Source organism: Nocardia sp. bgisy118, from assembly GCF_057708605.1.
This window is the reverse complement of the sequence record NZ_JBYISM010000012.1, coordinates 38,668-60,045: the sequence shown is the minus strand read 5'-3', so window position 1 is coordinate 60,045 and position 21,378 is coordinate 38,668. Positions and strand designations below refer to the sequence as shown.

General features: G+C 67.6%; 20 protein-coding genes and 1 pseudogene. 12 read left to right on the top strand and 9 right to left on the bottom strand.

The window, feature by feature from the left end; genetic code table 11:
- The first annotated feature begins 297 nt into the window (after positions 1-297).
- The 4 genes from AC3EO7_RS16875 (at position 298) to AC3EO7_RS16860 (ending at position 5,845) form a co-directional block, all read left to right on the top strand.
- A complete protein-coding gene (locus tag AC3EO7_RS16875; protein ID WP_431970164.1) occupies positions 298-1,335 on the top strand; it encodes a type III polyketide synthase in 1,038 nt (345 codons plus the stop codon).
- Positions 1,336-1,394: 59 nt separating this feature from the next.
- Positions 1,395-2,564, top strand: coding sequence for an NAD(P)/FAD-dependent oxidoreductase (locus tag AC3EO7_RS16870; RefSeq protein ID WP_431970165.1), 1,170 nt, complete (start codon positions 1,395-1,397; stop codon positions 2,562-2,564).
- Complete coding sequence (locus AC3EO7_RS16865) at positions 2,561-4,165, top strand: DHA2 family efflux MFS transporter permease subunit (protein ID WP_431970166.1); 1,605 nt, start codon at positions 2,561-2,563, stop codon at positions 4,163-4,165. Before AC3EO7_RS16870 ends, AC3EO7_RS16865 begins: the two co-directional genes overlap by 4 nt.
- Before the next feature lie 213 nt (positions 4,166-4,378).
- Positions 4,379-5,845, top strand: coding sequence for an APC family permease (locus AC3EO7_RS16860; protein WP_435591774.1), 1,467 nt, complete (start codon positions 4,379-4,381; stop codon positions 5,843-5,845).
- 51 nt (positions 5,846-5,896) lie between these two features.
- Here AC3EO7_RS16860 and AC3EO7_RS16855 read toward each other — a convergent pair whose 3' ends face one another.
- Positions 5,897-6,364 carry a luciferase domain-containing protein gene (locus AC3EO7_RS16855; protein ID WP_435591695.1) on the bottom strand — a complete coding sequence of 156 codons (468 nt, stop codon included), beginning with the start codon at positions 6,362-6,364 and terminating at the stop codon, positions 5,897-5,899.
- An 81-nt stretch (positions 6,365-6,445) separates the two neighbouring features.
- On the opposite strand from AC3EO7_RS16855, the gene AC3EO7_RS16850 reads away from it, so the two are divergent.
- From AC3EO7_RS16850 to AC3EO7_RS16835, 4 genes and pseudogenes are all read left to right on the top strand, one after another.
- Complete coding sequence (locus tag AC3EO7_RS16850) at positions 6,446-6,847, top strand: winged helix-turn-helix transcriptional regulator (RefSeq protein WP_435591694.1); 402 nt, start codon at positions 6,446-6,448, stop codon at positions 6,845-6,847.
- Between the two features lie 19 nt (positions 6,848-6,866).
- Complete coding sequence (locus AC3EO7_RS16845) at positions 6,867-7,316, top strand: hypothetical protein (protein WP_431970169.1); 450 nt, start codon at positions 6,867-6,869, stop codon at positions 7,314-7,316.
- A gap of 97 nt (positions 7,317-7,413) precedes the next feature.
- Complete coding sequence (locus tag AC3EO7_RS16840) at positions 7,414-8,421, top strand: EamA family transporter (protein ID WP_435591693.1); 1,008 nt, start codon at positions 7,414-7,416, stop codon at positions 8,419-8,421.
- Positions 8,422-8,623: 202 nt separating this feature from the next.
- Positions 8,624-8,956 (top strand): annotated as a pseudogene (locus AC3EO7_RS16835) (class I SAM-dependent methyltransferase); the annotation flags it as partial.
- 284 nt (positions 8,957-9,240) lie between these two features.
- Here the strand turns inward: AC3EO7_RS16835 and AC3EO7_RS16830 are convergent.
- On the bottom strand, positions 9,241-10,860 hold the full coding sequence (locus AC3EO7_RS16830; protein WP_435591692.1) for an FAD-dependent monooxygenase: 1,620 nt from the start codon (positions 10,858-10,860) through the stop codon (positions 9,241-9,243).
- Between the two features lie 46 nt (positions 10,861-10,906).
- Positions 10,907-11,416 (bottom strand): hypothetical protein, encoded by a 510-nt coding sequence (locus AC3EO7_RS16825; RefSeq protein WP_435591691.1) that lies wholly within the window; start codon positions 11,414-11,416, stop codon positions 10,907-10,909.
- A gap of 29 nt (positions 11,417-11,445) precedes the next feature.
- Between AC3EO7_RS16825 and AC3EO7_RS16820 the strand changes: the two genes are divergently transcribed.
- A complete protein-coding gene (locus AC3EO7_RS16820) occupies positions 11,446-11,841 on the top strand; it encodes an HIT family protein (protein WP_435591690.1) in 396 nt (131 codons plus the stop codon).
- A gap of 196 nt (positions 11,842-12,037) precedes the next feature.
- Here AC3EO7_RS16820 and AC3EO7_RS16815 read toward each other — a convergent pair whose 3' ends face one another.
- From AC3EO7_RS16815 to AC3EO7_RS16800, 4 genes are all read right to left on the bottom strand, one after another.
- A complete protein-coding gene (locus AC3EO7_RS16815) occupies positions 12,038-12,490 on the bottom strand; it encodes a DUF6640 family protein (protein ID WP_435591689.1) in 453 nt (150 codons plus the stop codon).
- 1 nt (position 12,491) lies between these two features.
- Positions 12,492-13,061, bottom strand: coding sequence for a TetR/AcrR family transcriptional regulator (locus AC3EO7_RS16810; protein WP_435591688.1), 570 nt, complete (start codon positions 13,059-13,061; stop codon positions 12,492-12,494).
- 197 nt (positions 13,062-13,258) lie between these two features.
- The gene (locus AC3EO7_RS16805; protein WP_431970176.1) at positions 13,259-13,972 is read right to left on the bottom strand and encodes a TylF/MycF/NovP-related O-methyltransferase; all 714 of its coding nucleotides are present in this window, start codon (positions 13,970-13,972) and stop codon (positions 13,259-13,261) included.
- Between the two features lie 66 nt (positions 13,973-14,038).
- Positions 14,039-14,935, bottom strand: coding sequence for a dihydrodipicolinate synthase family protein (locus AC3EO7_RS16800; protein ID WP_435591687.1), 897 nt, complete (start codon positions 14,933-14,935; stop codon positions 14,039-14,041).
- 70 nt (positions 14,936-15,005) lie between these two features.
- Between AC3EO7_RS16800 and AC3EO7_RS16795 the strand changes: the two genes are divergently transcribed.
- Positions 15,006-15,878, top strand: coding sequence for a LysR family transcriptional regulator (locus tag AC3EO7_RS16795; protein WP_431970178.1), 873 nt, complete (start codon positions 15,006-15,008; stop codon positions 15,876-15,878).
- Positions 15,879-15,884: 6 nt separating this feature from the next.
- Here AC3EO7_RS16795 and AC3EO7_RS16790 read toward each other — a convergent pair whose 3' ends face one another.
- Positions 15,885-16,361: a nitroreductase family deazaflavin-dependent oxidoreductase gene (locus tag AC3EO7_RS16790; RefSeq protein WP_431970179.1), complete on the bottom strand. Its 477-nt coding sequence runs from the start codon at positions 16,359-16,361 to the stop codon at positions 15,885-15,887.
- A gap of 301 nt (positions 16,362-16,662) precedes the next feature.
- On the opposite strand from AC3EO7_RS16790, the gene AC3EO7_RS16785 reads away from it, so the two are divergent.
- A complete protein-coding gene (locus AC3EO7_RS16785; protein WP_435591686.1) occupies positions 16,663-18,885 on the top strand; it encodes an MMPL family transporter in 2,223 nt (740 codons plus the stop codon).
- 109 nt (positions 18,886-18,994) lie between these two features.
- Positions 18,995-19,795, top strand: a complete 801-nt coding sequence (locus tag AC3EO7_RS16780) for a class I SAM-dependent methyltransferase (protein ID WP_431970181.1) — start codon at positions 18,995-18,997, stop codon at positions 19,793-19,795.
- Positions 19,796-20,148: 353 nt separating this feature from the next.
- Here AC3EO7_RS16780 and AC3EO7_RS16775 read toward each other — a convergent pair whose 3' ends face one another.
- On the bottom strand, positions 20,149-21,276 hold the full coding sequence (locus AC3EO7_RS16775; protein WP_435591685.1) for an NADH:flavin oxidoreductase: 1,128 nt from the start codon (positions 21,274-21,276) through the stop codon (positions 20,149-20,151).
- Positions 21,277-21,378: the final 102 nt, after the last annotated feature.

Genomic DNA, 21,378 nt, shown 5'->3' with positions numbered 1-21,378 from the left:
ACTTGAAAAGATTGTCGAGTTCGTTCCGACGCGGGCATAGTTGAAATATCGATAGACTGGATAACTAATCATCTAGAACGCGCCGATTGGTTGCGCCCGACAACTAGTTGGCCCGCCTACCCGAGCGTGGAAGCCGCCCACCCGGGGTGAGCATGTTTCCACCCCTACGGGTGGTGTTTGCTGGCAGGTATCTGAGGAATTATTCATGCCAGGTGTTCGACGGGAACGCCACCAGTCCGGCGGCAAAGCTTCCGGCGGGTTCGGTCTCGATTGAAGGAAATTATGACGACTGCGTACGTGAACAAGATTTCCACCGCTGTTCCAACGAACGAAGTCCATCAACTGCTGTGTGACAACCTCCTCGAGGTGACCCAGCTGAAGCGTCACAGGCTGTTATTGGAAAAGGTCATTCCGCAGTGTCAGATCTCGAGCCGCTACTCGGTGCTGGATCAGCCGTCCGAGTTCTACGGCTCCGATCCGGACGGGGTCAGCACCGCGGCCAGAATGGCCGCGTACAAGGAGGCTGCCCCCGACCTCGCCGCCAGGGCCGTGGCCGGACTGGAGATCGACGACATCGCCGCCGACATCACGCACATCGTCGTCATCACCTGCACGGGATTCTTCTCCCCGGGTCTGGACCTCGAGTTGATCAAACGGTTCGGCATCAATCCCAACGCGGAGCGCACGACCGTCGGTTTCATGGGGTGCTTCGCCGGCGTGAACGGCTTGAAATTCGCGAACCACATCGTTCGCTCCGAGCCCAACGCAAAGGTGCTGGTGCTTTCCCTCGAACTCTGCTCACTTCACCTGCAGATGCCCAAGAACCTCGAGATGTCCATCTCGTCGCTGCTGTTTGCCGACGGTTGCGCCGCAGCGCTGATCACCAGCGAGGAACAGGGTATCGGCCTCGATTCCTTTACCGCGTTGGTAGTGCCGGATACGCACGATCAGATGTCTTGGCATATCGGCGACACCGGGTTCGACATGGTCCTGTCCCGTCGTGTGCCGGGAGCTCTGAAGGATGCGCTGAACGCCGAGAACACCCAGATCATTCTCAATGGTGCACAGACGGATTCGATCGATCTGTGGGCAGTCCATCCCGGTGGACGGCTCATCCTGGATTCGGTCGAAGAGGCCCTGGAGCTCGGGTCCACCGACCTCCGGCACTCACGAGACATTCTCGATCGGTACGGGAATATGTCATCCGCAACCATTTTCTTCGTCCTCCAGCAGATGATGAGTGCCGGCGACGGAGCCAATAGCGGCAAGCGCGGGTGCGGGATGGCCTTCGGCCCCGGCCTCACGGCCGAGACCATGCTGTTCCATATCGCCTGAGAGGACACGCTGTGAATAGCTACTTGTCTCAGGCACCTGGCGACACACTCGAGCCGAAGATGGTCCGTCAGCCACGGCCTTCCCGGTCGGCCGCCACCGGTCGATACGACGCTGTCGTCGTCGGCGGCGGCCTTGCCGGGTCGGCGGTCGCGATCGGACTGGCGCGCAGCGGCGCGCGGGTTGCGCTACTGGAAAAGGAGGCCCGAACCTTCGGCAAGGTGTGCGGCGAGTTCCTCAGCCGTGAGGCGCTGACGTACCTCGATCGGCTCGGCGTCGATCCCGACGGGCTCGGTGGGGTGCCGATGGACGGCGTGCGGTTGCGTAGCCGCCAGCACAACGTCGACGTACGGCTTCCGTTCCGTGCGCTGGGCCTGTCACGTCACATCCTCGACGAGGAGTTGATCGGCCGCGCCGCGCAGGAGGGCGTCGATGTGCACCGCGGCATCCGCGCGCGCAAGCTGACAGGTGAGGTCGGCCGATGGAGCGTCGAGACCGACAAGCAGAGTTTCGATGGCCGCGAGATCTTCCTCGCTACCGGAAAGCACGACCTACGCGGATGGACCCGTGAATGCGGCAAGGGCGTGCAATCCGGGTTGGCGGGATTCAAACAACACTGGAAGCTCACGCCCGCACAGTCCGGCGCACTCGGCAACCATGTCGAGCTGGTCTTCGTACCAGGGGGCTACTGCGGGATCAACCCGGTCGAGGGCGGGGAGACGAACGTCTGTCTGCTGCTCGACAAGGCGCAGGCGGGACCGGGATGGGATCGGGACTTCGGAAGTATCGACCCGGCAATCGCGGAGCGGTTGGCTGGTGCTGATCCGGTTCATCCGAAGATGCACGCCGTGTCGTCCATTCCGTACGGCTATATCGCGCGAACTTCCGATGGCGTCTGGCGGCTCGGCGATCAGGGTGCGGTGATTCCCTCGTTCGCGGGTGACGGGATGTCGATCGCGCTGCACAGCGCGAGCCTGGCAGTCGCGGCATGGCACCGGGGATACGACGCGGACAGGTACCAGGCACGACTGGCGCGCGACGTCCGATACCGGATCCGGCAAGCAACCTGGCTCTCTCAGGCATTGGTGTCGCCGCGCTACCAATCGAAGCTTCTCGCGATCGCCGCGAGCGCGCCCTGGGTGGTCAGCGGGATCGCCCGGTTGACCCGACTGCCGAACCCCGCCATGAAACGCGCGGTGGCCCCGAACGAGGGTAGAGGAGCCCATTGGTGACCCATCTCAAAGAAGAACTGCGTGAGCCGGTGGTCGATCGGCCGGCCCTGCCGGTCTCTCGTCGCGCTCGAATCACCCTCGCAGCGGTGTGTTTGAGCACGTTCATGCTGCTGCTCGATCTCACGATCGTGGCGACGGCGCTGGCGGAACTCCAGTCCACCTTCACCGCGACGCTCGGGTCGCTGCAATGGGTGGTCGATGCATACACCCTGCCCATCGCCGGGATGGTGCTGATCGCCGCGACGGTGGGTGACCGGATCGGACGCAAGCGGCTGTATCTGGGCGGCGTCGTCGTCTTCACCACCGCGTCGGTGGCCTGTGCGATGGCCCCGTCGATCTTGGCGCTGAACCTGGCCCGCGGTGTTCAAGGTGTCGGTGCGGCCATGCTGTTCGGCATATCGTTGCCGATTATCGCCGCCACGTTCGTCGAGCCCCGAAGCCGGGCACGTGCGATCGCCGTGTACGGGGCCGTGCTCGCGAGTGCGGCCGCCGCAGGGCCACTGATCGGCGGAATCGTCGTGGACACGATGGGCTGGAAGGCAATCTTCCTCATCAATGTGCCAATCGGAATCCTGGCCTTCGTCGCTGCGTGGCGTTACATGGCGGAATCGCGCGATCTGCGGCCGCGTCGAGCAGATTGGGTCGGTACCGCAACGATCAGCATCGCGCTGTTCGCCGGTGTCTTCGCATTGATCGAAGGCAACAACGCAGGGTGGACCTCCGCAACGATCATCGCCGCAGTGATCACTTCGCTGGTCGCTCTCGTGGTGTTCGTCGGCTGGGAGTTGCGCACGCCGGAGCCGATGCTCGACCTCCGCCTGATCGCGCAGCCGACATTCGCGGCGCTGACCCTGGGCGGATTGGCCATCGGCGGCACCATTTTCGCCGGTGTCAACTACCTCGCTCTCTACTACATGAACACCCTGCAGTTCAGTCCGCTGCAAGCGGGTCTGTGTGCGCTGCCGCTGACTCTGGCTGCGTTCTTCGTCTCACCCGTTGTCGCGATCCTGCAGCGGCGCATGCCGATTCGCTGGTCTTTGCCCGGTGCAGTCGTGCTGATCGCGGCCGGGCTGTTCCTGTGCACGGGAGTGTCGGTGGGCACGCAGTGGACACATTTCGTACTGGGTTCGATCATCGGTGGTGTCGGACTGGGAGCCGCGAGCGTGATCGTCTCGCAGGGTGCGCTCGCCTTCGTCAGTGTGGAGCGCAGCGGAATGGCGACCGGTACTGTCCTCACCGCTCGTCAGGTCGGTACCGCGTTGGGCATCGCAGGCCTCGGCGCGCTGTTCGCCGACCGGGCGACCGCATCCACGGAGCGTTCGCTCACGGGCCTGGGACCTTTCGTCCGCGGGATACCGCCGCATGAGGTGAACCGGCTCACCGATGCCCTCGGCTCCGGGGTCGGTCGAAAGGTGGTCGACTATCTGCCCGACCAGATGTCGGGATTCGCCCCAGCCGTGGACCGGATCGCTATCCAGGCGTCCGCCTCGGGCATGGACGCGATCATGTGGGCGGGAGCGATCACCGCGGGCGTCCTCGCAGTGGCGATCTTCGTTCTGTGCCGGTTGCCGGGCGCACGCGAGGTCGACCTCGATCGCTGACAACCTCTGCCGTCGCGATTCGAAGGGCAACCCATGGGTGGGCGATTCCCACCCATGGGTTGCTTGTTTTGTCCCGGGCTCGCCGCGCTGTTCACGGTGTTGCTCGCCACCCGTCTCGCAGACGCTCCGCTCGAGGCCACTTCGGTAAAATCGCACGAAGTCGATCGTGTTCACGGCTGGTGGCGCACCCTCCGAGAAGGTGAGGTGAGCGAGGTGGCGGACGCTTCGTCGCAGGCGCAGACCAACGAGAATTCCGTCGAGCTCGGCGGCTATCGGCAGGAGCTGAAGCGCACGCTCGGCCCCTTCCAGGTGTTCGCGATCTCGTTCGCGTTCATCTCGGTGGCGGTCGGCATCTTCGCGACCTACGACGACGTGCTGCAGAACGCGGGCCCGGTCGGGATCTGGCTGTGGATCATCGCCGCGGTGGGTCAGGTCCTGGTGGCCTTGGTGGTCGCGCAGTTCGCGGCCCGCATCCCGCTCAGCGGCTCGTCCTACCAGTGGGCCTCACGGCTGGCCAACCCCAAGATCGGCTGGGGGTTCGGTTGGCTGACGTTCTGCTACCTGGCGGTCGCGGTGATGGCTGTCGACAATGCGCTGGCGAGCCAGGCGTTCATGCCGCTGGCCGGCCTCGCACCCGACGAGGGCACCGCTCGCCTGATCACCCTCGCGGTGCTGCTCATCCAGGCCGTACTCGCCGTCGCCTCGACGCGCCTGGTCAGCATGATCAACACCAGCGCGGTGGGGCTCGAACCGGCGCTCGTCGTGGTGGTGGCGATCGCGCTCGTCGTCGCGGTGGTGATCACCGGCAACGGCACGGCCCACAACCTCACGTCGCGCGGTGTCACCGAGAACGCCCCCGGCTATTTCGCCGTCGGCGGCGGTTTGATGCTCGCGATGATCATGGGACTCGGCACCCTCGTCGGCTTCGACGCCGCGGCCAATCTGGCCGAGGAGGCCAAGGATCCCTATCGCAGCGTCCCGCGCGCGATCGTGGGGTCGGTCGTGGCGGCCGGGGTGCTGGGTCTGCTGTTCGTGATCGCACTCACCGTGGCGATCGACGACATCCCCCGGATCAGCGCCAGCGAGTCGCCGGTCGCGGCGATCATGCGCGACCAGCTCGGTCCGGTGATGGAGAGGATCCTGCTGGTCGCCATCACGTTCGCGTTCTTCGGTGCCGGGATGGTGGTGATGGCCGCGTGCTCGCGGCTGGTTTTCGCGATGTCGCGCGACGCGCGCTTCCCCGCCCACCGGCTGATGCGACGGGTCGACCCGCGCACGCATACACCGGTCCCGGCAACGATCCTCATCTTCTTCCTCGGCGTCGTCCTGATGGTCGCACTGCCTGGTGACGCGCTGCTGGAGCTGGTCACAGCCTCGACGATCCTCCCGGCGCTCATCTACGGCTCGACGATCGTCCTCTACCTGACGGTGCGCAGACGATTGGACCGCAGGAAAGGCGCGTTCGACCTCGGGCGCTTCGAGTTGCCGGTCGCGATCGCGGCACTGGTCTGGTCGGCCGTCGCGTTGTTCGTGCTGGTGACGCCCGAGCATGCGGTGGTCCCGGTGCTGATCGTGGTCGGCTTGCTCGTCGCCGGCGGGCTGTTCTTCCTCACCCTGCTGATCTTCGACCGCGAGGCGCTCGAGACCGAGCCGGGAGACACGAGCATCTTCGAGCACTGACCGAGCGCGTCGAACGCACTTGTCGCCGAAGCGATCACGCGACGAACGCGCTCAGGCGGCGGCCTGGTCGTAGGAGGCTTGCAGCACGGTGGTCGCGACGGTCAGTTCGTCGGTGTCGCGCGGTGCGTAGAACATGACGATGCCGCTGGGGAACTCGGGTCGCTTGCTGATCGGATGCGGTTCCACCCAGCCCAGGTCCGTCAGCACCGCAACAGAACTCACCGGGATGGTCAGGTGCATGAATCCGGTGCGGTGCACGTGGCCGAATTCGTCGACGGAGGGATGCAGGAACGCGTCGAAGTCGCGATCGGCTCGGGGCAGGCGGAAGGCCAGCGATCCGGGTTCGGACACCGCACTCGGCCCGGTCCGCACCCCGGGTAGCGAGCGCGCGAATTCGATGAGCACGGAACGGATCTGCGGCGGCGAGAACGCCTCCAGTTGATCGTGCGGGATTTCCAGCCCGGTCGTCGCGGGCCTGTCCCCGCTTCGGGCGGGCAAGGCGGTGAGATCGGCGGTCACGGTGTCCTCCTGCGCGGTAACGCACTTTTTGTGCGTTGGTCACTACTTGTGTTCGACAGGATTCTGGGCGATCCTCCCGGGGTGACAGAAGTAGGCACTTCGGAATTCGCTACGCACACCGATGTTTCCATGCAGGTCAGCGCGGATTCGGCCACCTGTGAGCTGCGCGATGTGCTGGACCGGGTGGGCGACAAGTGGAGTGTGCTGATCATGGCGGTGCTCGGCACGGGACCGCGCCGCTACGCCGAGCTGCGTCGCTCGATCGACGGCATCTCCCAGCGGATGTTGACTCTCACCCTGCGCAGCCTCGAACGCGACGGGCTGGTCACCAGAACCGTCACCCCGACCACGCCGCCGCGCGTGGACTACGACCTGACGGCGGCGGGGCGGACACTGTCGCGCGAGGTCGGCGCCCTCATCGACTGGGCCGAACGGCACCGCGAATACATCGCCACCGCTCGCCGCACCTACGACGAACGCTGACCGGGCAGACGCCACAACGGTGTTCGCGGGACGTCGCACCGCCGGCCTCGCACGCTCGGGCGCCTATCGCATCGATCATGGCTGCGCCGGACGCGTGCTCGTCATGCACGGCGCGCCGGGAGTCGGAAAGTCCGCGCTGCTCGAGTACCTGAAGCGTTCGGCGACGGGCATGCGGATGCTGCGTGCGGTCGGTGTCGAGTCCGAGATGGAGCTCGCGTTCGCCACCTTGCACCAGTTGTGTGTTCCGCTGCTGGATCGGCTGAAAGAACTTCCCGCGCCGCAGCGCGACGCGCTCGAGACAGTGTTCGGGATGCGGGCGGGCACCCCGCCGGAACGCTTCCCGGTCGGACTGGCGGTGCTGAGTCTGCTCTCGGATGCTTCGGAGAGCCCGGATCGAACAGAGCTTCCTGACGCGGATCGAAGGGTTACCCGAGCAGAGCAGGCTGCTCCTGCTGATCGCCGCCGCTGAGCCGGTCGGTGATCCCGCTCTCGTGTGGCGGGCCGCCGAACGGCTCGGCCGGAAAACCTTTGGTCAGGGCGGTGATCGCTCAGGCACACTGCCAGGCGTGGTCGTATCGGAGAAGGCCGTGCGGGCGCCGAGCCAGGCACGGGCGACCGGGCTGAGTCTGATCTCGTGGGTGCTGTTCGCAAGTTCGGGCTCGCTGGCCGCGGCGGTGATGGCGGCGGGCTGGTCTCCGGCTGAGGTGACTTCGGCGCGGATCGTGTTGGCCGCGATACTGCTGGTGCCGATGGTTGCGGTGCTGCGGCCGCGGGCACTGCGATTCGGCCGCGCCGACCTCTGGTTGCTGCTCGGCTACGGTCTGCTCGGCGTCGCCGGGGTGCAACTGCTGTTCTTCGTTGCCGTGGCCAGGGTTCCGGTCGGGGTGGCGATGGTGCTGGTCAACGTGGCGCCCGCGCTGGTCGCGCTCTGGGTTCGGGTGGTGCGGGGCACCCGGCTGCCCGGACTGGTGTGGCTGGGTATCGGGTTGGCTTCGACCGGATTGGCTTTGGTCGCCCAGATCTGGCAGGGCACCCGGCTGGACCTGCTCGGCGTCGCCGCCGGGCTCGGCGCGGCGATCTGCTCAGCGGGGTACTTCCTGCTCGGCGAGCACGGCGCGAGCAGGCACGACTCGCTCGGGCTGACCGCGGCTGGGCTGGCGATCGGCGCGGTGATGGTGGCGGCGGTCGCTCCGCCGTGGACGCTGCCTTCGGGCCTGCTCACTACCGCTGCGGTACTGGGCGGTCTGCGGGCCCCGGTGTGGCTGGTGCTGCTGGCGCTGGCCGTGGCCGGCACCGTGCTGCCCTACCTGGCCGGGTTGCGGGCGCTGCGCGATCTGCCCGCGGCCCTGGCCGGCGTGCTGTCCCTGGTGGAACCGCTGGTCGCCGCGGTGCTGGCGTGGCTGCTGCTCGGCCAGTCACTCGGGCCGACGCAACTGGCCGGGGCGGCGATACTGCTCACCGGCGCGGTGCTGGTGCAACTGCCCGGCCCGAGACCGCGTCCCGACATCCGATCCGGATGCAAGGGCCGCCGATCTGATCAAGAGTCGAGCGGCGCCAGGTTCGGGTGGCGCTGAGCTGGGTGGCCCGAAGCACGGCACCAGGTCGACATCGCCGCCGGACTCGACCAGCCCGGGCCGACCGGTACCGGCCGCTGCGCGTCCGCGACACCCTCTTCCGACCTCGTGGCGACAGGCATGGCCGCGCCTGTCATCTACCTCCGGTGATGCCGCTGATCGCGGTGTCCGGTTCGGCCACAACCGGATTAGAGTTTTCCGGGTGCCCAACCCGCTGCATTTCGATACCCATGCCGATGTCTACGACCGGGCCAGGCCGCCGTATCCGGCTGTTCCGTGGGCCGAGCTGCAAGATCTCGGATTGCTGCAGCCAGGGATCCGGGCGATCGATCTCGGGGCCGGTAGTGGACTGGCCACCGGACCGCTCCTCGAAGCGGGCGCGTCGGTCGACGCGGTCGAACCGGGTCCGGCCCTGGCCGATCGTCTGCGCCGTCGCTGGCCGGCCGCAGTTGTGCACGTCGACACGGCCGAGCAGGTTGAGCTGCCCACGGCAGTCTTTGATCTCGCTGTCGCGGCCACCGCTGTGCATTGGTTCGATCTCGAGGTGGTCTTGCCGAAGTTGCATCGCGTGCTGCGTCCCGGCGGCCATTTCGCTGTGTGGCGCAAGGCCTTCGGTGACCCAACTGCCTCGATCACGCCGTTTCGCGAGCGAGTCGCCCATATCGTGGCCCGTCGCGAAGCCGTAAAACCACAGCGTGTGCATGGTGAACTCGACAGTCGTCGAATTTCCCGGCGCGCACAACGGGATACGCACCGACCCCAGGGAATTCGCTCGCCAGCTGATCCAGATCCTGTCGCCGGAATCCCGCTGAACCCGGTTCAGCGGAAGATCGCCGCGAAGTGCTTGGTCAGATCTTCGGGCGTCGGCGCGTGTTCGGTGAATCCGAGATAGCCGTCGGGCCGGATGACATAGGCGCACAACCCTTTCGCGCCGTAGGCGCGGGCGAAGTCACCGTCGCGGTCGCGAATCACCGGCAGCGGTGAGGATTCGGGTTCGGCGTCGGCGGCGGCGATGAGGTAGACGTCGATCCGGCCGTGTGCGGCGCGGCGCGCGGCATCGGTGAGCGCGGCCACCGCGGCGGGCGACTCGGGGCCCGCGGTGTCGTCGACGTAGATCAGGACGGTGTGATCGGTTCGCCCGAACAGGGAGAACAGCCGGATCGGGAAGGCGACGGCGTCGCGGGTCAGACCGGCCGCGTCGGGGGCGCGTCGTCCGGGCAGCGGACCGCCCGTGTCGGCGGGGGCATTGCTCACCAGCGGGCTGGCGGAGTAGTCGATCAGCAGTTGCGCTTCGCGGCGGATGACGAAGTCGGGGTCGGTCTCCCCCGCGCCGATGCCTTCCCGCGCGCTGCGCACGGTCCGTCCGACTACCTCCGCGCCGACGGGCCTGCGTTCGGCGTCGTAGCTGGCGAGCAGATCTGGCGCGCCGATGCCCGCGAGGGTGAGCGCGAGTTTCCAGGCGAGGTTGTGCGCGTCCTGGATGCCGGTATTCATGCCCTGCGCGCCGGTCGGCGGATGGATGTGCGCTGCGTCTCCGGCGACGAACACCCGTGCGCGCGAATAGGAGTCGACGATGCGATGGCTGATGCGGAACACCGACGACCAGCGCAGGCTCGACGCGGTGACCCGCTCGGGGGCGAGCCGGTCGAGGACCGCCTGGATGTGGTGCAGCTCGGGCGGATGACTGCCCTCGAAACCGTGCTCGACGGCGTCGCCGCCCGTCGCCGGTGCTGTCGCGAGTTCCTCGGGCACCAGCATCGAGACCCGATACCGGTAATCGCCGGGCAACGGGATACACACCAGCAGATCGTCGGTGACACCGTCGGTGCGGTGCATCGCACGGATGCCATAACCGCGCGGCATCGACCAGCCCAGTTCGACATCCCCGAGCATGTACTGTTCGGCGAACGCCGCGCCTTCGAAACTGAGCCCCAACCCTTTTCGCACGATACTGTGCGCGCCATCGCAACCGATCAGATACTCCGCCTGCACCCGGCGCTCGCCCTTCTCGTCGGTGAGCACGGCGTGCACGCCGGAGCCGTCCTGTTCGAAATGGGTCAGCGCCGTGCCCCGTTCGACGTGCGTACCGGTGGCGTCCAGGCGTTTACGCAGGATCCGTTCGGTCTCGTACTGCGGCAATCCGACGAATTGGTAGGGGATGTCGGCGGGCAGCGTCAGCGCGACGCGCTCGACTTCGGCTCCGTTGACGTACACGATCTGCCCGCGCAGCTGGATCGACGAGTCGAGCACCTGCCGCAACACCCCCATGCCCTCGAACACCTCGAGCGTCCGGGGTTGGATACCGACCGCCTTGGCATACCGCGGTGGTTCGGCGGCCGCGTCGATGATCCGGCAAGTCACTCCGCGTCGGGCCAACTCGATGGCCGCTGTCAGTCCGACCGGACCAGCGCCGGCAATGAGCACCTCTGTGTCGACCATGCCACATCACCTCGAAGTGGATGTTCACGCAGCGATCCCGGTGAGTCTACGCCCGGGCCTGCGTGGCTCTCATCGATTTCCGGCAAACTCCCAGCATCCGCGCATGGTCGGCGCGGTCATTCCTGGGCGGTGAGCCAGCGTGCGGCCGGCAACCGCGGCAGGCGTTCGGCGATGTCGTGCGTCTCCTCCGCCCGGCCGGCGTGCACGGCGGCGGCACCAGATCGGTGAGCATGACGACCAGCGCCACGGGCTGGAAGTCGGTGGTGACGAGACCCTCGCGCTGCCCGCGTTCGATCTCGCTGATCTCGGTCGCGATGATGCGGCGCACCGCGTTCTCCGCCGCGGGGATGCGGGTGGCCCGGACCTCGGCCCAGGCCTGCAGCCGGGCGTTCTCGGGCAGATAGTGGTCGAACATCCCCCCGGGTGTATCCGGCAAGTCCGCGACGTCGAGTGCGGTCCCGTCGGTGATCTGGCCCGGCCACTGCTCGATGACCGCTGGATAGAGCCCGTCCTTGCTCGCGAAATCGGCGTAGAGCCGATCCTTGCCTGCGCGCACTTCTACTTCCCGCTCGAACGGGTCGCTCCGTGCTGATCATCGCGGAGGACGAGGAGAACTTCGCGTTCCTGTCGCGCTATCCGACGCTGTTCGGCTCCGTCCTCGTCGCACCGAAACTGCACCGCGAACACGTCGTGCGAGACCTCCCCGAGGACGCTTTCCTGCGGATCATGTCGCTGGTGCACCCGGTGACGCGCGCCGTGGAGGCGGTGGTGCCGAGCGAGCGCACCTATGTGCTGAGTCTCGGTAGCCAGCAAGGCAATTCGCACCTGCACCGGCACGTCGCGCCGCTGCCGCCTGGCGTCCCCTACCGCGAACAGCAGTTCCACGCGCTGATGGCCGATAACGGCGTGCTGCCGTGGTCGCTGCCGCAGGCCGTAGAGCTCGCGGAGCGGCTCCGCGCCGCGTTGTCGACACTGGACTGACCCCACGGCCCCGTTGGCCGGATGCTGGACGCGACTGCTGCTCGATCTGGTGCTGTCCGATCCGCGCTTGCGGCCGGGGCCAGCCGCAAGCGCACTGGCGTTGCAGCGCACCCAGTTCGAGCGGCGCGCCGTCGCGGTGGTGGGTAACGGGGACAAGATGCCCGCGCCGGGGAATACCGAGTGCGGCACCTGCCATTCAGTGTTGCCGTTCGGTTCGGGCGATGAGCAGGACGGCCACAAGCAGTAGCGTCAGCAGGATCGCGGCCAGCAGCACTTGGGGGTGCAGGCCGACGATCGACGGGTTGTCGAATTCGGGATCCTGTACGGCGGCGCCCGGGAACAGCATCGCACTCAGCAGGCCCAGCCACGGCGCGGCCAGGATCGCGCAGGCCGTCCACACCCGGGATCGTGTACCGCCTCCACGCTGTACCAGCAGTGTCAGCGCGACCGCGCCGAGCAGGATCGACATGACGATGTACTGCGCGTCGTGGAATTTCGCGTGCGGCGGCCACGCGTCGTTGTGCAAGTGCTGGCCCGCGCTCTCCGGGACGACGAAATCGGCAAGCAACGCACCGAATACAGTGACGAGTGCGACGAGCACGGCGAGAATCCGTGGAGCGGAAAGACTTCTGGCTACCGGAGACGTCATGTCACAAAGGTCCTTGCTGGTGTGGGGGTTTCGTGGAGTGGCAGCGCAAGAAGTCGTCGACGACATCGTGCACGTAGTCGAGGTCGAAGGTTCGGTTGGCGACCAGGCGGCGGAAGAACAGCGGACCGAGCAGTCGATCGACGGCGATGTCGATATCGAGTTCGGCGGGCAGTTCGGCGCGTGCGACGGCATCGGCCAGGATCGCGCGCACCACCCGGGTGCCCGACCGGTACAGCGCCTCCTTGACCTCCGCGAATTTCGGTTCGACAGCAGCCCTTTCGATCATCACGCGCATGCCCTGTTCGCTGGCCGGTTCGTGCAGCATCGCGCGGGTTCCCGCCAGTTCGGTCAGCAGGTCCTCGCGCAGATCACCGGTCGGCTGTGACTGCGCCAGGGTGATGTGCCAGGCGATCGTGGCGCGAACCAGATCGGGCGGCTCGGGCCAGAGCCGGTACAGCGTGGCCCGGCTGATCCCGCTGCGCGCCGCGACAGCACCGTGGGTCAGACCGGCCAATCCCTGCTCGATCAACAGCTCTCGGGCCGATGCGAGCGCGGCATCGCGGCTGCGCACCGTCCGAGGATCCGGTGGTCGCACGGTATCCCCTTACGAAACAGTTTGTCTCATATCTTCGAGACAAACTGTATCGAAGTTCAGCCGATACGAAAAGAGGGAGCGTGGAGCGGATCGGTCTGGATGGCCGAACCGATCCCTTTCGTACGCAACGCATTCGCCCGAACACGGGATCTACGGAGATCCCGTGCGGCCCCTCAGCGCGCCGCCTCCGGCCGCGCGGACGTCGCAGCGGAGACGGTCGGCGGGACTGTGTGACGGTACACGCCCAACGCCCAGGTCGGATCCTCACAGACCGCGGTGACCGCCAGCGGGGTGCCGAAGACGTCCTCGCACGCCTTCATCACCCCCGGCGCCTTCGGTTGCGCGACCGCCCGACCGGGCAGCGACGCCGTGGGATCGGCATAGTCGTCCAACACCAGGATCGCGCCGGGCGCGAGTCGCGGCAGGGTGGCACGCAGGCACTGCACCGTCGACTCGTATCGGTCGCCGTCCATGTAGGCGAAAGCGATCCGGGCGGGGAGCTGCTCGGGCAGGGTGTGGGCGAACAAACCGGCGTGCACGTGCGGCCGACGCAGACCGAACTGTTCGTGCAGCCTCAGCACATCACCCACCGAGGCGGTGAACTCGCCCTCGGCCAAGTAGTCGCTGTCGTAGCTGCCGACCGCGGGCAGCCCGCGAAACGAGTCGTAGGCGTGCACCGGCGGATCCGCGCCGAGGGCGTCCAGCACGGCGCGCATCCACGCGGTCATTCCGCCTCGGTAACAACCGAATTCGACCACAGCGCCGGTCACGCCGCCGCGCACCGCCCGGGTGAGCTCCCGCTCCACGACCACCATCCGCCCCCGGTCGATGGTCCTGGGTTGAGTCCGCAACAGGTACTCCTGCAACGCGCCGCGACGATCGTTCACAACGCCCTCCGGTCTGTGCGGTTCTCGCCGCCCGGCGGCACCGGACTACGTCAGAATAGCAATCGGCTATCGGGATGGAAGGTGATCGAGAAGCGCCGTCAGAGCCCGATCCACCGATTCCGGCGCGGCGGGTAACAGCGGCAATCGCACCGCCGCGCTCGGAATGCGCCCCTGCGCGTGCAACACACCCTTGATCACCGTGGGGTTCGGCTCGGCGAACGCCGCCGCCGAGACCGCGGCCAGCTCCGCGCCGATCGCCCGCGCGGCCGTCAGGTCGCCTGTCCGCCAGGCACTTTCGAGGGCGACATAGCGCGCGGTCGCCAGCTGCGCGGTCGCCGCGATACCACCTACCGCGCCCAGCGCGAGCAGCGGCGACACGAACGCGTCGTCACCGGCCAGCACCGCGAAATCCGCGGGCGGTTCGGCGAGCAGATCCACCGCGTCGGCATCCACACCGCCGACCGCGTATTTCACACCGACGACACCATCCAAGGCCGCCAGTTCCCGCAGCGTGTTCGCGCTCAACGCACGCCCGGTCCGGTAGGGAATGTGATACACGATCAGCGGCACGGGCGAGCTCGCCGCGAGGTGCGCGAAATGCGCCACCACCCCGGCCTCGGTGGGCCGCGTGTAGTACGGCACCGGCACCAACGCCGCCGCGACGTGCGGCCAAGCCGTCAGCTCCGTCAGCGCGCCGACGCCGGCGCGAGTGTCGTTGCCGCCCGCCCCGACGATCAGCGGAGCCCCCGCTGCCGCGCACGCCCGAGCGCACACGTCGATCACCGCGCGCCGCTCTTCGGCGTCCAGTGTCGCCGCCTCGGCGGTCGTGCCGAGCGCCACCAGACCCGCCGCACCCTCGTCGAGCACGTCACGCGCCAACGTCTCCAGTGCGTGCAACGCGACGGCGCCTTCGGCTGTGAACGGCGTGATCAGCGGTACGAAAATCCCTCGAAATCGGTACATAAGGCCAGCGTGCCGCACCCCGACGTTAAGAACCAGTTCGCATATGTTCCGCTGAGCGTAAGCTCAGCTGATGCTCGACGTGCGCAGACTGCGCCTGCTCCGGGAACTCGCGCGCCGCGGCACCATCGCCGCCGTCGCCGAAGCACTCGCGTTCACCCCGTCCGCGGTCTCCCAGCAACTCACCGCGCTGGAACGAGAATCCGGCGTCGCGCTCCTGGAACGCACCGGACGCCGAGTCACGCTCACCCCCGCCGGGCACACCCTCGTCGCCCATGCCGATGCGGTACTGGCTCGGCTGGAGGAGGCAGAGGCGGATCTGGCCGACGCCAGGGCCGGAGTCACCGGCCCGTTGCGTATCGGCGCATTCCCCAGCGCCACCCAGGCCTTCATCCCCGCCACCCTCACCCGACTTGCCGCCGTCCACCCCGGGCTGGAACCCTGTGTGACAGAACTGGATCCGGCCAGGGTCGCCGACGCACTGCGCGCGGGCGAACTCGACGTCGCCCTCGTGCACGACTACGACCTGGTGCCGTTTCCACCCGAACCCGGCGTGCACACCGCACCGCTCTACCGCGAAGCCATGTTCCTCGCCGCCGATTCCGCCGTCCCCGGCGCCACACTCGACACCTGGCGAGACGCGCCCTGGATCGTGGCCACCGCGGGCACCCGCTGCCACACCATGACCCTCCGCGCCTGCGAAGCCGCCGGATTCAGCCCGCGCATCCGGCACCAAGTCGACGACTTCAGTACCGTGCTGGCCTTCGTCGCCGCAGGACACGGCGTCGCCCTGGTCCCCGAACTCAGCGCCACCGATCCCCCGCCCGGCGTGCGACTCATCCGGCTCCCGATCGCGCGCACCACAACCATCGCGTGCCGCGCCGGAGCGCACGCGCATCCCGCGATCGCCGCCTTCGCCGCGGCCGTACGGGCCGAGATCGACTGACCCCGTTCACTCCCGGCGCAGTTCGAAGATCCGGAACTCGCGGCCACCGGACAGCTCGTACTCCATCTCGTAACCGGGCCAGAACTCCACGGCCAGATCCCAGGCCCGCTTGCGCTCCACCCCGGTGATCTCGGTGACCCGCACCGCGAAACGCTCACCCCGATGCCCGACCGTCGCGGTGCTCGCCGCACGCAGATTCGCCGACCACGCGGGATGCTTCGCGCTTCCCCAGTTCGAACCGATCACCAGGAAATCCGTCCCCCGCGGCACATACAGCAGCGACGCGGTGCGCGGCATGCCGGTCTTGCGCCCGGCGACGGTCACCTCGATCGACGGCAGCCCGACCAGGTCGAGCACGCCCATCCGGCCGCGGCTCAGCCACCGCACGAACCGTTCCAGCGGCAGCACCACCGGCGCCAGGCGCATCACCCATCGCTGCTGCGCGAAGCGCCGGGCCAGGGTCGGCAACGGATTCGAGACCATAACCGCATGGTGCCACGACGCGGCGAGCCCGTCCGGTCCGCGCGCGTCGAAGCGGGGCAATTCACACGCCCGCACGCCCGCGTCCGATCACCGACCGCACACGCGTGCGAAGCGAATTGATGTCACACGACCCGGAAATGATAGTTAAACGCCTACATTTCACTCACGTCTGTACCTTAGATGGCAGACGCCCTGTCGCCCCACGGAAAGGACGCGGCCCCTTGGTCTTCCGCGCAGCAGGATCGGCTCACCGACCGAACCCGGCCCCCGACGCCCCGCCCTGCCCTCACGGAGACCGCTGATGTTCGCGCGATGGGGGGATCTGGTCCACCGATACCGATTCGGCGTCCTCGGCGTCGTCATCGCCGGACTGCTCGCACTCGCGGGCTACGGCATCGGCATCGAAAACCACCTCAGCTCCAGCGGATTGGAGGACCCCACCTCCGAATCCGCCCGCGCGAGCCGCATCGCCGACGAGGCATGGGGCCGCGACCACGAATCCGACGTCGTCCTGCTCGTCACCGCACCCGTGGGCAAGACCGTCGACGATCCCGAACTCACCCGCACCGTCGTCACCCACCTCGACAGCCTCCCCCGCGACCACCCCGACGAGATCGCCGGCATCAACGGCACCTACTGGGCCACCGAGACCGGCAGGGCCAGCGGACCCCTCTTCGCCAGGGACGACCGCCGCCACGCCTTCGTCCTCATCGCCATCCACGGCGACGACGACACCGAAATGGTGCGCAACTACCGAAAAGTCAAAGACGCCTTCCACATTCCCGGCGTCGACATCCAAGTCGCCGGCCTGCAACCCATCGCGGGCACACTCACCGACACCCTCACCGACGACGTGCACCGCATGGAGGTCGTCGCCCTGCCCGTGGTCGCGGTGCTGCTCTTCTTCGTCTTCGGCGGACTCGTCGCCGCCGCGCTACCCCTCGCCATCGGAGCGCTCACCGTCACCGGCGCCAACGGCATCATGCGGATCTTCACCAACTTCACCGAGGTCAATTCCTTTGTCACCGGCGTAGTCTCGATGATCGGCGTCGGCCTCGCCATCGACTACGGCCTGTTCATCGTCAGCCGCTTCCGCGAAGAACTCGCCGCCGGCCACGACACCCGCACCGCCGTCCGCCGCACCGTCAGCACCGCGGGCCGCACCGTTGTCTTCTCCGCCACCATGATCGTCGCCAGCCTCGGCGGCCTGCTGCTCTTTCCGCAGGGCTTCCTCAAATCCCTCGCCTACGGCGCGATCTCGACCGTTCTGCTCGCAGCCCTCGCGGCGATCACCATCCTGCCCGCCGCCCTCGGCATTCTCGGACCGCGGGTGGACAGCCTCGGCCTCAGCCGATTCCGCCGCACCAAGACCACCGCCGAGATCGAGAACGGATTCTGGGGCCGCACCACCGACTGGGTCATGCGCCGCCCCCTCCGCGTCGCCGTTCCCATCGTCCTCGGACTCTGCCTGCTCATCATCCCCGTCAAGAACCTCGCCTTCGGCGGCATGAGCGAGACCTATCTGCCCCCGGACAACACCACCAGACTCGCTCAGCAGCACTTCGACGAGCTCTTCCCCAAACGCCAGCCCGACCCGCTGCAACTCATCGTCGTCTCCGACGACCGGGCAGCCATCGGACAGCTCTACCGTCAGGTCAACCAAGCCCCTGGACTCGCCAGCGAATTCAGCGTGCCCGCCTCCGCGCCCGGCCGCACCGACCTCTACCGCATGCGCGCCACCCTCGCCGACTCCAACGACGCGGGCCCGACCATCGACTACCTGCGCGCACTCGACGTGCCCGAGGGACTCACCCTGCTCGTCGGCGGCCAGCCCGCCATCCAGGAAGACAGCATCGACACCCTCCTCGACCGCATGCCGTATATGCTCGCGGCGGTCGTGCTCGTCACCACGCTGCTGATGTTCCTGACCTTCGGATCCCTGGTCCTGCCGATCAAAGCCGCGCTCATGAGCGCCCTCGGACTCGGCTCCACCCTCGGCATCCTCACCTGGATATTCATCGACGGACACGGCGCCGAGCTCAGCGAATTCACACCCCAGCCGATCATGTCCCCGGTACTCGTGCTCATCATCGCCATCATCTACGGGCTCTCCACCGACTACGAGGTGTTCCTGCTGTCCCGCATGGTCGAAGCCAGAGCCAGGGGCGCGAACACCACCGAGGCCATCCGCGTCGGCACCGCCCACACCGGCGGCATCATCACCGCCGCCGCGCTCATCCTCCTGGTGGTCACCGGGGCGTTCGCCTTCTCGGATCTGGTGATGATGCAGTACATCGCCTACGGCATGATCGCCGCGCTGTTCATCGACGCCACCCTCCTGCGCATGCTGCTCGTTCCCGCGGTGATGAAACTGCTCGGCGACAGGTGCTGGTGGGCCCCGGCGTGGATGCAGCGGATCCAACGGAAGATCGGCCTCGGCGACCCCGTCCTCGACGACGAGCCGCAGGCACAGGGCGCGCCCGACGCGGCTCCGGTCGCGGCATCCGTGGCCACGCGGATCTGACGGTCGGCCGAGTCGGCCGCGAAAAGCGCGGTCGCAACCCTCGCCCGGAGTACGCTCACCGCCAGAAGGGAGCGTCACCACCGCCGACCGGATCGAAGGACGTGCACCGATGAGCAGCCGTCTCGACGCCGAATACGCCGATCCCGCCCCGCTGCGGGTGCGGATCGACACCCATGAGCGCTACTCCGAGAAGCCACACGACCCGGGCGCCGACGTGCTCGCCGCGCTCGACCTCTCCGGCGCGGAATACCTCGCCGACGTCGGCTGCGGCGACGCCCGCTTCCTCGCCAGGCTCGTGGCGCTCGGGCACCGCGGCCCGCTCCTCGGCATCGACACGTCCGCGGCCATGGTCGCCGCGGCCGACGCCGTCCCGGGCGTGCGTGGCGTCCGCGCCGACGCCCGCCGGATCCCTTTCGACGACAACACCTTCGACGTGCTCACCGCCCGCCACATGCTGTACCACGTTCCGGACCCGGTGGCGGCGCTGCGCGAATTCCGGCGCACCACCAAACCCGGCGGTACCGTCGCGATCGTCGTCAACCACGCCGAAACCTGTCCGCACATCGGCGAACTCGTCGACGCGCACGCCGCGAGCTACGGCATCGACCTCGGCGAGACGCCGTCCCGCACCGTGGATTCGGAAACCTTGCCCGGGCTCATGTCCGACCTCTTCCGGGCTGTGCGAGTCCAACGCCGTGACAACGCGCTCGTCTTCGACACCCCGGCGCCGCTGATCCGCTTCGCCGAGGCCATCTTCGGCCCCCGCGGCATCCCGGCCGACCACCCCGATCGCGACGCCGTCCTCGCCGATCTCAGCGCCGACGTCGAGGACTGGTTCGCGCACCACCCCGGTCGCACCTGGCGCGATCCCAAGGGTTACGTCATCGCCACGGCGATCGTCACCGACTGAATCCGTTCAGATCCCGCCGCACCCTCTCCTCGTCCAAAGCAGTGGCGGTTGTGCTCTGTCGTTTGTTTGTAGGAGTAGGTGATTTGTGGTGGTTCTGCGAGGATGAATTTTCATGGTTAGATGCGCATATCTACGTATCGCCATGTTGTTCGACAATCACACCGGCACCGAGGTGCGCAGACCGCCGACACTGCCCCTCGAGGAGCGAGCCGGGCTCGACCTGCCCACTCCCCCCGGCCAACAACCCCACCATTCCGAGGCCCCTCCCCCACCCGAGTCGACTCAGGGGGTCGAGGGGCACCCCGTGCGAGAAAGTAGCCCTGGGCAGTTCGAGTGGGACCGAGGCGCAGGTCCTAGCTCAGTGTCTTCAGCGCCGTCCCGTCGTACGGCTTCAGCTCCTCGATCCGGTCCCCCAGAACCTTTGCCGCCCACTGCGGGTCCTGGAGCAGGGCGCGGCCGACGGCGACCAGGTCGAACTCGTCGCGCTCCAGGCGGTCGAGGAGGTTGTCGAGGCCATGGACCGGGGCGCCCTCGCCCGCGAACGCGTGGAGGAAGTCGCCGTCGAGGCCGACCGAGCCGACGGTGATGGTGGGCCTGCCGGTGAGCTTCTTCGTCCAGCCCGCCAGGTTCAGGTCCGAGCCTTCGAACTCGGGCAGCCAGTAGCGGCGAGTGGAGGCGTGGAAGACATCGACGCCGGCCGCGGCGAGCGGGGTCAGGATCGCCTCCAGCTCCTCCGGTGTCTCGGCGAGCCTCGCGCCATATGCCTCCTGCTTCCACTGCGAGTAGCGGAAGATCACCGGGAAGTCGGGCGAGACGGTCTCGCGGACCGCGGCAACGATCTCGGCCGCGAACTTCGTACGGGCTACGGGATCGCCGCCGTAGGCATCGGTACGGCGGTTCGTTCCCGCCCACAGGAACTGGTCGAGGAGGTAGCCGTGGGCTCCGTGCAGTTCCACGCCGTCGAAGCCGATGCGCTCGGCGGCCGCGGCGGCCTCGGCGAAGGCGCCGATCACATCGTCGAGGTCGCGTTGGGTCATCGCCTTGCCGGTGCCCTCGGTGCCGTCGACGCGGATGCCGGAGGGGCCGACGGCAGGGGCGTCGGCGTAGGGCGGCTCGCCTTGGTTGCGCACCATGCCGATGTGCCACAGCTGCGGCACGATCGTGCCGCCCGCCTCGTGAACGGCCTCGGCGACCTTCGCCCACCCCGCCAGCTGCTCCTCACCGTGGAACCGCGGCACGCGGTCACTCTGACCGGCCGACTCGTGGCCGACGTAGGTCCCCTCGGTGACGATCAGTCCCACACCCGCGGCGGCGCGGCGGGCGTAGTACGACCGCACGTTCTCACCGGGGACACCGCCCGGGGAGAACATGCGCGTCATCGGCGCCATCACGATGCGGTTCGGGACGGTCAGGCCGTTCAGCGCGAGAGGCCGGGACAGGATCTCGGCCGCACGGGAGGTGGGGGACGCAGTGACGGTCAACGGGGATGCTCCTCGTAGGTACTTGACAATCTTGATGCTTGAGAACTTCAAGCAATACAAGACGGTAAAGTTAGATATTTGAGATTGTCAAGTTTCCAAAGT